The organism is Pseudomonas brassicacearum, from assembly GCF_003732265.1.
GTDB classification, from domain to species: Bacteria; Pseudomonadota; Gammaproteobacteria; order Pseudomonadales; family Pseudomonadaceae; genus Aquipseudomonas; species Aquipseudomonas brassicacearum_D.
In genome coordinates, this window is record NZ_MOBK01000019.1 from 24583 (window position 1) to 36622 (window position 12040).

Annotated in this window: 11 protein-coding genes; all 11 read left to right on the forward strand. The window is 59.6% G+C overall.

What is annotated here, in order from left to right:
- The first annotated feature begins 48 nt into the window (after nt 1-48).
- The 11 genes from BK660_RS29440 (at nt 49) to BK660_RS29495 (ending at nt 11803) form a co-directional block, all read left to right on the forward strand.
- Entirely contained in the window at nt 49-1047 is a 999-nt protein-coding gene (locus tag BK660_RS29440) for a D-cysteine desulfhydrase (protein WP_123436327.1), read from the forward strand.
- Nucleotides 1048-1395: 348 nt separating this feature from the next.
- Nucleotides 1396-2196: a cystine ABC transporter substrate-binding protein gene (gene tcyJ / locus BK660_RS29450; protein ID WP_123436329.1), complete on the forward strand. Its 801-nt coding sequence runs from the start codon at nt 1396-1398 to the stop codon at nt 2194-2196.
- Entirely contained in the window at nt 2196-2861 is a 666-nt protein-coding gene (gene tcyL / locus BK660_RS29455; RefSeq protein WP_032833441.1) for a cystine ABC transporter permease, read from the forward strand. The genes tcyJ and tcyL overlap by 1 nt, the downstream gene beginning before the upstream one ends.
- Nucleotides 2862-2865: 4 nt before the next feature.
- Nucleotides 2866-3618, forward strand: coding sequence for an L-cystine ABC transporter ATP-binding protein TcyN (tcyN, locus tag BK660_RS29460; RefSeq protein ID WP_123436330.1), 753 nt, complete (start codon nt 2866-2868; stop codon nt 3616-3618).
- A gap of 492 nt (nt 3619-4110) precedes the next feature.
- A complete protein-coding gene (locus BK660_RS29465) occupies nt 4111-4875 on the forward strand; it encodes a hypothetical protein (protein ID WP_123436331.1) in 765 nt (254 codons plus the stop codon).
- 389 nt (nt 4876-5264) lie between these two features.
- Nucleotides 5265-6506: an SfnB family sulfur acquisition oxidoreductase gene (locus tag BK660_RS29470; RefSeq protein ID WP_123436332.1), complete on the forward strand. Its 1242-nt coding sequence runs from the start codon at nt 5265-5267 to the stop codon at nt 6504-6506.
- 38 nt (nt 6507-6544) lie between these two features.
- On the forward strand, nt 6545-7738 hold the full coding sequence (locus tag BK660_RS29475) for an SfnB family sulfur acquisition oxidoreductase (RefSeq protein WP_123436333.1): 1194 nt from the start codon (nt 6545-6547) through the stop codon (nt 7736-7738).
- Nucleotides 7738-9096, forward strand: coding sequence for an LLM class flavin-dependent oxidoreductase (locus tag BK660_RS29480; protein ID WP_123436334.1), 1359 nt, complete (start codon nt 7738-7740; stop codon nt 9094-9096). Before BK660_RS29475 ends, BK660_RS29480 begins: the two co-directional genes overlap by 1 nt.
- A 139-nt stretch (nt 9097-9235) precedes the next feature.
- Nucleotides 9236-10045, forward strand: coding sequence for a MetQ/NlpA family ABC transporter substrate-binding protein (locus BK660_RS29485; RefSeq protein ID WP_123436335.1), 810 nt, complete (start codon nt 9236-9238; stop codon nt 10043-10045).
- A 2-nt stretch (nt 10046-10047) separates the two neighbouring features.
- Nucleotides 10048-11169: a methionine ABC transporter ATP-binding protein gene (locus tag BK660_RS29490; protein ID WP_123436336.1), complete on the forward strand. Its 1122-nt coding sequence runs from the start codon at nt 10048-10050 to the stop codon at nt 11167-11169.
- Complete coding sequence (locus tag BK660_RS29495) at nt 11159-11803, forward strand: methionine ABC transporter permease (protein ID WP_007945290.1); 645 nt, start codon at nt 11159-11161, stop codon at nt 11801-11803. The genes BK660_RS29490 and BK660_RS29495 overlap by 11 nt, the downstream gene beginning before the upstream one ends.
- Nucleotides 11804-12040: the final 237 nt, after the last annotated feature.

Below are 12040 nucleotides of genomic sequence, written 5' to 3' on the forward strand. Positions count from 1 at the left end.
AATGGGCGTGCCTATAGTCCTGTCATCTTTCTCCGCCAGTACGGACCCATGATCAAACAACAGCTTGCTCGCTTTAACCGTCTCGATTTACTCGGCCACCCCACTGCCCTGGAAAAACTTGAACGCTTGTCGACCTGGCTGGGGCGCGATGTGTACGTCAAGCGCGATGACCTGACGCCACTGGCCATGGGCGGCAACAAACTGCGCAAGCTCGAATACCTCGCCGCCGATGCACTGGCACAAGGCGCCGACACGCTCATCACCGCGGGTGCGCTGCAGTCCAACCACGTGCGCCAGACCGCGGCCATTGCCGCCAAACTGGGGCTGGGTTGCGTTGCGCTGCTGGAAAACCCTTTGGGCACCGACGACGCCAACTATCTCGGCAATGGCAATCGCCTGTTGCTGGACCTGTTCGATGCCAAGGTCGAACTGGTGGAAAACCTCGACAACGCCGACGAGCAATTGCAGGCCCTGGCCGATCGCTTGCGCAACAACGGCAAGAAGCCGTACCTGGTGCCGATTGGTGGTTCGAATGCGCTGGGCGCGTTGGGTTATGTGCGCGCCGGGCTGGAGTTGGCCGAGCAAATCAAGGACACCGGTTTGAATTTCGCCGCCGTAGTCCTCGCCTCGGGCAGTGCCGGCACCCACAGCGGTCTGGCGTTGGCGCTGAGTGAAGCACTGCCGGATTTGCCAGTCATTGGCGTCACGGTTTCCCGTAGTGATGTAGACCAGCGACCGAAAGTCCAGGGCCTCGCCGAACGTACGGCCGAACTGCTCGGCGTGCAGTTGCCAGCGAGTTTCAAAATTGAACTGTGGGACGAATATTTCGGGCCGCGCTATGGTGAGCCGAATGCTGGAACACTGTCAGCAGTGAAGCTGCTGGCGAGTCAGGAAGGCTTGCTGCTGGACCCGGTGTATACCGGCAAGGCCATGGCCGGGTTGCTGGACGGGATTGGCCGCGGTCGCTTCGATGAGGGGCCGATTATTTTCCTGCACACCGGTGGGGCACCGGCGTTGTTTGCCTACATAGACTCGCTGACGGGATGACGCTTTTGTGGCGAGGGAGCTTGCTCCCGCTCGGCTGCGCAGCAGTCGTAAACCGATTCACCGCAATTCATCTGAAGCACCGCGGTGCAGGTTTTGGGGGCGCTTCGCTCCCCTGCGGGAGCAAGCTCCCTCGCCACAGGGGATCACACTCGCCGCATATGCACTTAAAGAATAACTAGATCAATATTTAGTATTTTCCAATCTATAGGCATCATCATATAGTCGCGCCGCAGGCGAATTTGCAGCGAGACGCATATGCTGCTTTAGGGCAGGATATCGCAGTCGTCCAAATCCCGGATTTGCCAACATTCCTAAAGCGTCTTCCATAAGAAAACACAGGGGCTTGTCATGAATTTTTCCGCACTACGTCGAAACCTGCTGGTTGGTTCGCTGGGCCTGGCGCTGAGCGCCGGTTTGCTGGGCCAGGCCGTTGCCGGTGAGCAACTGCAAAAAATCAAGGACGCTGGCGTGATCAACGTCGGCCTGGAAGGTACTTATCCACCGTTCAGTTTCGTTGACGCCGACGGCAAACTGGCCGGCTTCGAAGTCGAGCTCTCCGAAGCACTGGCTAAAAAACTGGGCGTCAAAGCCAAGATTCAGCCAACCAAGTGGGACGGCATTCTTGCTGCTCTGGAATCCAAGCGCCTGGACGTAGTGGTCAATCAGGTAACCATCTCCGACGAGCGCAAGAAGAAGTATGACTTCTCCGAACCGTACACCATCTCCGGGATTCAGGCGCTGGTGCTGAAGGACAAGGAAGCCGCGCTGAACATCAAGACCGCCGCTGACCTGTCCGGCAAGAAAGTCGGTGTAGGCCTGGGCACCAACTACGAACAGTGGGTCCGCGCCAACGTGCCGGGTGCTGACGTGCGCACCTACGACGATGATCCGACCAAGTTCGCCGACCTTAACAATGGCCGTACCGACGCCATCCTGATCGACCGCCTGGCTGCGCTTGAATACGCCAAGAAAGCACCGAAAACCGTTGCTGCCGGTCAAGCGTTCTCCCGTCAGGAGGCCGGTATTGCCCTGCGCAAAGGTGAGCCAGAACTGCTGGCAGCCGTGAACAAGGCCCTCGACGAACTGCGTGCCGATGGCACCCTGGCCAAGATCTCGGAAAAATACTTCCAAGCTGACGTCACCAAATAATGGAAGAAGCTTTCCAACTCGCACTGGATTCCGCGCCCTTTCTGCTCAAGGGCGCGTACTTCACAGTGATCCTCAGCCTCGGCGGGATGTTCTTCGGCCTGGTAATGGGTTTCGGCCTGGCGCTGATGCGCCTGTCGCGTTTCAAGCTGGTGAGCTGGATCGCCCGCATCTACGTGTCGTTCTTTCGCGGCACGCCGTTGCTGGTGCAACTGTTCGTGATCTATTACGGCTTGCCGCAACTGGGTATCGAACTTGATCCGCTGCCGGCGGCCCTGATCGGCTTCTCGCTGAACATGGCGGCCTACGCCTGCGAAATCCTCCGCGCCGCGATCAGTTCCATTGAGCGCGGCCAGTGGGAAGCTGCCGCCAGTATTGGCATGACCCGCGCGCAAACCCTGCGCCGGGCTATCCTGCCGCAAGCGATGCGCACGGCCTTGCCGCCGCTGGGCAACAGCTTCATTTCGCTGGTCAAGGACACGGCGCTGGCCGCCACCATTCAGGTGCCGGAGCTGTTCCGTCAGGCCCAACTGATTACCGCCCGGACTTTCGAAGTCTTCACCATGTATCTTGCCGCCGCGCTGATCTACTGGATTCTGGCCACGGTGCTGTCGCACCTGCAGAACACGTTGGAAGCGCGGGTCAATCGGCACGACCAGGAGTCCTGACCCCATGATTGTCGTGGAAAAACTGACAAAGCAGTTCAAGGGTCAAGTCGTGCTCAACGGCATCGATCTTGAAGTGAAGGAAGGCGAGGTCGTGGCGATCATCGGGCCCAGCGGCTCGGGCAAGACCACGTTCCTGCGGTGCCTGAATTTTCTGGAAGAGCCCACCAGCGGCCGGATCAAGGTCGGCGACATCGAGATCGATGGCAGCCGCCCGCTGAACCAGCAGCAAGGTCTGGTACGACGCCTGCGCCAACACGTCGGCTTCGTGTTCCAGAACTTCAACCTGTTCCCGCACCGCACCGCTCTGGAAAACGTCATCGAAGGCCCGATCATCGTAAAGAAGATCCCGCACGCCGAAGCCGTTGCCCTGGGTAAAAAACTATTGGCCAGGGTTGGCCTGGCGGGCAAGGAAGATGCTTACCCGCGACGCCTGTCCGGTGGTCAGCAACAGCGCGTGGCGATTGCCCGGGCGCTGGCGATGGAGCCGGAAGTGATCCTGTTCGATGAGCCGACCTCGGCGCTCGATCCGGAACTGGTCGGTGAAGTGTTGGCGACCATCCGCAGCCTCGCCGAGGAGAAGCGCACCATGGTCATCGTCACTCATGAAATGGGTTTTGCCCGGGACGTGGCCAATCGCGTGGTGTTTTTCGACAAGGGTGTAATCGTTGAACAAGGCGAAGCAAAAGCGTTGTTTGCCAACCCGAAAGAAGATCGGACAAAACAGTTCCTCAGCAAGTTTCTGAACAACACCCACTGAAATATCGCTTCACTACTTGTTAACTTCCATGGATGGAAGTGACAACTACCCCGCCGGCAAAATTCCTTCCCACCTACTCTCCTCACTTACATCTTAAATAACTGATCAAATGTTTTGTGCGGTACATATATATGTCCTGCAACAGATCTTTCTCGCCTAAAATTTGCTAAACCTGGCGGTCGGCATCGAGCGACGCCTAAGCCACCACCCGCGTGATTGTGCGGTTAAAATTGTGGCCATGTTCGACAGCGCACCGTAGCTTATTAACTTCAGCACGTAGGATTATTCTGAATAACAGGAGATCCAACACTTAACTAGCCAACTCTATTGACACCTATTCAAGCGCACTCTTATCTAGTCGCCAACAGGCGTCAACCTTTGCACTTCGGCTTGATTAAACTTTCAAGTAAGAAGCCGATTTGTTGCCGGGTAATGCGCGCCTTTGAACTTTCAGAAACGGAACTTCGCTGCAAGGCTTCAAGGAGAAAAACCATGACAAGCACTTCGAACACACCCGAACTTGCGGCCCCGACCCTGGCGCAATCGCACAAGGCCGGGGTCAACCTGATCGCGGCGACTCATCTCATGATCGACGTGGCGCCCTACCCCGGCATGGACGCAGGCGACCTGATCGAACTGTTCTGGGACAACTGCTACGTCGCATCCCGCGTGCTCGGCGCCGACGATGTCGGTGAGGTGATTGGCCTGCGCGTGCCGGAAAGCTTCATTGCCAATGGCAGCGCACGCATTCATTACAAGGTCATGCAGGTGGGGCAAGGGCCCGCGTTGTCACCGGCGACGCGGGTCCAGATCAAGCTGGATTGCCCCGGTGGCCCACTACCGGCCCATTCTGGCGACGAAAACCAAAGCCTGGCGCCGGTGGGCCTCCCCGAAACCATTCGCCGCCAAGGGGTCAATCCGAACCAGATCAAGCGTGGCGTACCGCTGACCATCGAGCCTTATCTGAACATGGCCGTCGACGACGAAATCACCTTGCGCTGGGGCGATGTGCGCATGGACCTGCCCCGGCTCAGGGCAGACGAAGTGGGCCAGCCGATTCAGGTCTGGGTGCCGCCGGCAATCATTCTCGAAGCCGGCGAAGACCTGCGACTGGAAGTGACCTATTGCATCCTCGACCGCGTGGGCAACAACTCGCGTTGGGCGCCGCCGCGCTGGTTGAAGATTGGCTGCGCCAATCCCTATCTGAAGGCGCGGCCGAAGGAGATGTTGATGGCGGCTGAGCCGCGTAAAAAATAAAGACCCATCTTGTGGCACAAGGGGGCTTTTGTGGTGAGGGGGCTTGCCCCCGTTGGGGTGCGCAGCGCCCCGAAACCAGTCACTGCGATTTTTCCGTTAAGGCGACTGCTACGCAGCCGAACGGGGACAAGCCCCCTCGCCACAGAAGCTCCCTCGCCACAGGGATTGCGGTGACCTCTCTGGAACACCCTTCTATGTATATTCCTAAAAGTTAGTTTATTAATTTTTTATACACGCTTAGGGTATATGCACCGGACCACCGGACATTCTTGATTTTATTCGTCGTCACCACGCGACGATCCCATGAGATGTGAGGTAGGTATGGTCCGGAACACAATCACCCCAGTGCAGATCGCCAGGGCATTGCGTGCAGCCAAGGAGCGGCACTGATGTCCAGTCTGGCAGATGCAATCGTTCAGAGTGATCTGGACATCGCCCCCCTGTTGTTGCCCGCGCAAGTCTTGCGCAACGACGCACAAGCCATCAAGGCCGCCCATGAACTGGCGCAAGTTGCTCGCCTGCATGCGGCCAAACGCGACCGCCAGCGCAAGTTGCCCTGGTCGGAAATTGAACAGTTCACCCGCAGCGGTTTAGGCAGCATTGCCATCCCCCGTGAGTACGGTGGACCACAGGTTTCTTTCGTCACCGTTGCCGAGGTGTTCGCGATCATTTCCGCGGCAGACCCGGCCTTGGGGCAGATCCCGCAGAACCAGTTCGGCATTCTCAACCTGGTGTTGGGTAGCGCCACTGAAGCGCAGAAAAAACAGCTGTTCAAAAGCGTGCTCGACGGTTGGCGCATCGGCAATGCCGGGCCTGAACGCGGTACGAAAAACACATTGGAACTCAAGGCGCGCATCACCGCCGACGGTGACGGCTTTGTCCTCAATGGCCAGAAGTTTTACTCCACGGGCGCACTGTTCGCCCACTGGGTTGCGGTCAAGGCGTTGAACGACGACGGCAAGCAGGTGCTGGCCTTCGTCCGTCGCGGTACGCCGGGGCTGCGCATCGTTGATGACTGGTCGGGCTTCGGTCAGCGCACCACCGCCAGCGGCACCATTTTGCTCAACAACGTGCGGGTCGATGCCGATCTCGTCGTGGACAACTGGAAGATCAACGACAAGCCGAACCTCCAGGGCGCCGTGTCGCAACTGATTCAAGCCGCCATCGACGCGGGGATCGCCCGAGGCGCCATCGATGACGCCATCGAGTTCGTGAAAACCCGCGCGCGTCCATGGATCGACGCCAAGGTCGAACGGGCCAGCGATGACCTGTATGTGATTGCGGATATCGGCAAGTTGAAAATCGAATTGCACGCCGCCGAAGCGCTGCTGCGCAAGGCCGGGCAAGTACTCGATCAGGTCAACGCCGCCCCCGTCACCGCCGAGTCTGCGGCCCGCGCCTCGATTGCCGTGGCTGAAGCCAAAGTGCTGACCACCGAGATCTCGCTGCTGGCCAGTGAAAAGCTCTTCGAGCTGGCCGGCAGCCGCGCCACCCTCGCCGAATTCAACCTCGACCGCCATTGGCGCAACGCCCGCGTGCACACGCTGCACGACCCGGTGCGCTGGAAGTATTACGCCGTCGGCACTTATCACCTCAACGGCACGCTGCCGGCGCGGCATTCCTGGATCTGACGACCCGTACCCTTTTGACCAGATCTCTGGAGAAACACATGACTTATTCCCACCACGTCGCGGTCATAACCAGCGATGAGCAAGCCTTGGTCGTCGCCAGTGATCTGGCCGACGACTTCAAACGCGACAGTGCGCTGCGCGACCGCGAACGCCGTTTACCGTACCCGGAACTCGAAGTGTTTTCCCGCTCGGGCCTGTGGGGCATCAGCGTGCCCAAGGAGTACGGCGGGGCCGGTGTGTCCAACGTGACGCTGGCCAAGGTGATCGCGTTGATAGCCCAGGCTGACGGCTCGCTTGGGCAAATTCCGCAGAACCATTTTTACGCCCTCGAAGTGCTGCGCGTGAACGGCAGCCCTGCGCAGAAACAGCGCCTGTACGCCGAAGTCTTGGCCGGCCAGCGCTTCGGCAATGCGCTCGCCGAACTCGGCACCAAAACCGCTCATGACCGCGTCACCAGCCTCAAGCGCGACGGTGACGGCTATCGCATCAGCGGTCGCAAGTTCTACGCAACCGGCGCGATCTACGCGCAACGCATCCCGACCTCGGTGGTGGATGAACACGGCGTGCAGCAACTGGCCTTCGTCCCACGCGATAGCAAAGGCCTGACCGTCATCGACGACTGGAGCGGCTTTGGCCAGCGCACCACCGGCAGCGGTTCGGTGGTGTTCGAAGACGTGTATGTGGCGGCCGAGGACGTAATCCCGTTCCAAAGCGCTTTTGAACGCCCGACCACCGTCGGCCCGCTCGCGCAAATCCTTCACGCCGCCATCGACACCGGCATCGCTCGCGCCGCCTATGAAGATGCGCTGCACTTTGTGCGCACCAATACCCGGCCATGGATCGACGCCACCCATGAAAAAGCCAATGAGGACCCGCTGACGATCAAGAGTTTCGGGCACTTGAGCATTCGCCTGCACGCCACGGAAGCCCTGCTGGAACGCTCCGGCGAATTCCTCGACAAGGCCCAGGCCGACACCAACGCCGAAACCGTCGCCGCCGCCTCGATTGCCGTCGCTGAAGTCCGGGCCATCAGCACCGAGATTTCCCTCGCCGCCGGCAGCACGCTGTTCGAACTGGCCGGCAGCCAGGCCACCCTGATCGAACACGGACTGGATCGGCACTGGCGCAACGCCCGCGTGCATACCTTGCACGACCCGGTGCGCTGGAAGTATCACGCGGTGGGCAACTACTACCTGAACGATGAAAACCCTCCGCTACGAGGGACCATCTGATGGCCGACGCCAAAAAGAAAATCCTGCTCAACGCGTTCAACATGAACTGCATCGGGCACATCAACCACGGTCTGTGGACCCATCCACGGGACAATTCCACGCAGTACAAGACCATTGAATATTGGACCGAACTGGCGCAACTGCTGGAGCGCGGGCTGTTCGACGGATTGTTCATCGCCGACATCGTCGGCGTGTACGACGTCTACCAGAACTCGGTGGATGTGCCGTTGAAAGAATCGATCCAGCTGCCGGTCAACGACCCGCTGCTGCTGGTGTCGGCCATGGCCGCCGTGACCCAAAATCTCGGCTTCGGCCTGACCGCCAACCTCACTTACGAACCGCCGTACCTGTTCGCCCGGCGCATGTCGACGCTCGACCACCTGAGCCGTGGCCGGGTCGGCTGGAACATCGTCACCGGCTACCTCGACAGCGCCGCCAAGGCCATGGGCCTGAGCGAACAGGTCGAGCACGACCAGCGTTACGACCAGGCCGATGAATACCTGGAAGTGCTCTACAAACTCTGGGAAGGCAGTTGGGAAAACGGCGCGGTGCTCAACGACCGCGAACAACGGATCTACGCGCAACCGGAGAAAGTGCACAAGGTCGAGCACAAGGGCGAGTTCTATCAGGTCGAGGGTTATCACCTGTGCGAGCCGTCACCGCAACGCACGCCGGTGTTGTTCCAGGCTGGCAGTTCGGATCGCGGTTTGCAGTTCGCCGGGCGCCATGCCGAGTGCGTGTTCATCAGCGGCCAGAACAAACCGTCGACCAAGGTTCAAGTGGACAAGGTTCGCGCCAGCGCTGTCGAGGCCGGGCGCAATCCTGAGGACATCAAGGTGTTCATGGGCCTGAACGTGATTGTCGGCGCCACTGAAGCGCTGGCCTGGGCCAAGCATGCCGAGTACCTGAGCTACGCGAGTGCCGAGGCCGGCGTCGCGCATTTTTCGGCGTCGACCGGAATCGATTTTTCCGAATACGACATCGACGAACCGATCCAGTACGTGAAGAGCAACGCGATCCAGTCGGCGACCAAAAACCTGCAAAACAACGACTGGACCCGACGCAAATTGCTCGAACAACACGCCCTCGGTGGCCGCTACATCACGGTGGTGGGATCGCCGGAGCAAGTGGCGGATGAACTGGAATCGTGGATAGCCGAAACCGGCCTGGACGGCTTCAACCTGACACGGATTGTCACCCCGGAAAGCTATGTGGATTTCATTGAGCTGGTGATTCCGGAGTTGCAACGCCGAGGGTCGTACAAGACCGCTTATGACCACGGCAGCTTGCGGGAGAAGTTGTTTCACGAAGGGGCGCATTTGCCTGAGCAACACACCGGTTCTAACTACCGCCATTGAACCCTGTGGGAGCTGGCCTGCCGGCGATAGCGGTGGGTCAGTTGAAGTTGTGGTGGCTGACAAACCGCTATCGCCGGCAGGCCAGCTCCCACAGTCGATCTCTGTTGTTCCCAAAAAACTTATGACTGGAAACCTCATCATGACCAAGAACTACCTCACTCACCCAGTCAAAGCACTGGCCCTGGCCCTCGGCCTGTTCAGTTCGGCGGTATTCGCCGCCGACGCGCCGTTGAAAATCGGCACCACCGCCGCCTTCGCCATCCCCCTCGAAGCCGCCGTCGAAGAAGCCTCCAAACAAGGCCTGAAAGTCGAGCTGGTGGAGTTCAGCGACTGGATCGCCCCGAATGTCAGCCTCGCCGCCGGCGACATCGACGTGAACTATTTCCAGCACATCCCGTTCCTGGAAAACGCCAAGGCCGCTGCCGGTTTTGACTTGGTGCCGTTCGCGCCGGGGATCATCAACAACGTCGGCCTCTACTCGAAGAAATACAAAAGCTTCGACGAGCTCCCACAAGGCGCCAGCGTGGCCATCGCCAACGACCCGATCAACAGCGGCCGCGGTCTGCAACTGCTGGCCAAGGCTGGCCTGATCACACTCAAACCGGGCGTCGGCTACAAGGCCACCGAAGAAGACATCATCGCTAATCCGAAGCAGATCAAAATCCTCCAGGTCGAAGCCGTACAACTGGTACGTGCCTACGACGACGCTGATCTGGTCCAGGGCTACCCGGCCTACATCCGTCTTTCGAAGACCTTTGATGCAGGTTCCGCCCTGCTGTTCGACGGCCTCGACCACAAGGAATACGTGATCCAGTTCGTGATCCAGCCGAAGAGTAAAACCGATCCGCGCCTGATCAAGTTCGTCGACATTTACCAGCACTCGCCGGCCGTTCGTGCAGCCTTGGACAAGGCCCACGGCAAGCTCTACCAAGCCGGTTGGGAAAGCTGAGCATGACGGCTGCGATTCAACGGCGACTGGAAATTCCAGAGCTAAAAAACGCTGAACAGACAGAGCTGCACCCGGACCTGAATCGCGCTCATGTGCGCTTCATTGGCCTGGGCAAAACCTACAACGGTCAGCAGGGTCCGGTGGCGGCTTTGCACGGCATCGACCTGGCGATCCAGCACGGCGAAGTGTTCGGCATTATCGGCCGCAGCGGTGCCGGCAAATCGTCACTGATCCGCACCATCAACCGCCTGGAGCAACCGAGCACCGGCCGCGTGCTGATCGATCAGGTCGACATCGGCGAGTTCGATGAAGACCGCCTGGTGGCGCTGCGTCGACGGATCGGCATGATCTTCCAGCACTTCAACCTGATGTCCGCCAAAACGGTGTGGCAGAACGTCGAACTGCCGCTGAAAGTCGCCGGTGTGCCCAAGGACAAACGCGAACAGAAAGTTCGCGAATTGCTGGAGCTGGTGGGCCTGCAAGGCAAGCACTCGGCCTATCCGGCGCAGTTGTCCGGCGGGCAGAAACAGCGCGTCGGTATCGCCCGCGCGTTGGTGCATGACCCGGCGATTCTGCTGTGTGACGAAGCCACTTCAGCGCTGGACCCGGAGACCACTCAATCGATCCTCGGCCTGCTGCGCGAGATCAACCAGCGCCTCGGTCTGACCATCGTTTTGATCACCCACGAGATGGCGGTGATCCGCGATATATGCGACCGCGTCGTGGTGCTCGAACACGGCAAAATCGTCGAGCAGGGGCCGGTCTGGGAAGTCTTCGGCAACCCGCAGCATGAAGTCAGCAAGACCTTGCTCGCGCCACTGCAGCACGCCCTGCCGGAAGAACTGCAAAGCCGTTTGCGCCCATTGCCGCCCTCCTCGGACGCGGCGGTGGTGCTGCGCTTGCAGTTCACCGGCAGTGCCATCGACGAGCCGGACCTGGCCGCGTTGTTCAGCGCCCTCGGTGGTCGCGTGCGTTTGCTGCAAGGTGGCGTGGAACGGATTCAGGGCCATGCGCTGGGGCAGTTGTTGTTGGCGGTCACTGGCTCGACGTTGGACGCTGAAGATTTGTGCCAGCGCGCCAGTCAATGGGCGCAACAGGTGGAGGTGCTGGGATATGTGGTTTGATCGCTTGCTGCAAGGCTTCATCGACACCTTCCTGATGGTCGGCGTGTCGTCATTGATCGCGCTGTTGGCGGGCATTCCGCTCGCGGTCTTTCTGGTCACCAGTTCCAAGGGCGGCATCTACGAAGCACCGACGCTGAACCGTGCCCTGGGTGCGTTCGTGAACCTGTTCCGCTCGATTCCATTCTTGATTCTGATGGTGGCGCTGATTCCGTTTACCCGGCTGATTGTCGGCACTACGTATGGCGTCTGGGCGGCCGTGGTGCCGCTGACCATCGCCGCAACGCCTTTTTTTGCACGGATTGCTGAAGTCAGTCTGCGCGAGGTGGATTTCGGCTTGATCGAAGCCGCGCAGGCGATGGGCTGCCGGCGTTGGCACATTGTCTGGCATGTGCTGCTGCCAGAGGCGCTGCCGGGGATTGTCGGGGGGTTCACAATCACGCTGGTGACGATGATCAACTCGTCGGCCATGGCCGGGGCGATTGGGGCTGGAGGGTTGGGCGACATCGCGTACCGGTATGGGTATCAGCGTTTTGACAGTCAGATCATGTTGACGGTGATTGTGTTGCTGGTGGTGTTGGTGGCGGTGATTCAGCTGGGTGGGGATCGGTTGGCGCGGGGGCTCAACAAACGCTAGGCAGTTGGTCGATAACCATTGTGGCGAGGAGCTTTTGTGGCGAGGGGGCTTGCCCCCGTTCGGCTGCGCAGCAGCCGCAAAATCTGAAAATCTGACTTGTCTGACACACCTCGTTGAATGGCTTTAGGGCTGCTTCGCAACCCAACGGGGGCAAGCCCCTCGCCACAAAAGCTCCCTCGCCACAGGTAATACACGACGGTAAAGGGGAAGTTTTCTTACAGGAAAATCAGAGGTTCC

Coding starts and splice junctions, on each gene's coding strand:
- BK660_RS29440 (WP_123436327.1), top strand. CDS start 49: ATGATCAAACAACAGCTTGCTCGCTTTAACCGTCTCGATTTACTCGGC.
- tcyJ (WP_123436329.1), top strand. CDS start 1,396: ATGAATTTTTCCGCACTACGTCGAAACCTGCTGGTTGGTTCGCTGGGC.
- tcyL (WP_032833441.1), top strand. CDS start 2,196: ATGGAAGAAGCTTTCCAACTCGCACTGGATTCCGCGCCCTTTCTGCTC.
- tcyN (WP_123436330.1), top strand. CDS start 2,866: ATGATTGTCGTGGAAAAACTGACAAAGCAGTTCAAGGGTCAAGTCGTG.
- BK660_RS29465 (WP_123436331.1), top strand. CDS start 4,111: ATGACAAGCACTTCGAACACACCCGAACTTGCGGCCCCGACCCTGGCG.
- BK660_RS29470 (WP_123436332.1), top strand. CDS start 5,265: ATGTCCAGTCTGGCAGATGCAATCGTTCAGAGTGATCTGGACATCGCC.
- BK660_RS29475 (WP_123436333.1), top strand. CDS start 6,545: ATGACTTATTCCCACCACGTCGCGGTCATAACCAGCGATGAGCAAGCC.
- BK660_RS29480 (WP_123436334.1), top strand. CDS start 7,738: ATGGCCGACGCCAAAAAGAAAATCCTGCTCAACGCGTTCAACATGAAC.
- BK660_RS29485 (WP_123436335.1), top strand. CDS start 9,236: ATGACCAAGAACTACCTCACTCACCCAGTCAAAGCACTGGCCCTGGCC.
- BK660_RS29490 (WP_123436336.1), top strand. CDS start 10,048: ATGACGGCTGCGATTCAACGGCGACTGGAAATTCCAGAGCTAAAAAAC.
- BK660_RS29495 (WP_007945290.1), top strand. CDS start 11,159: ATGTGGTTTGATCGCTTGCTGCAAGGCTTCATCGACACCTTCCTGATG.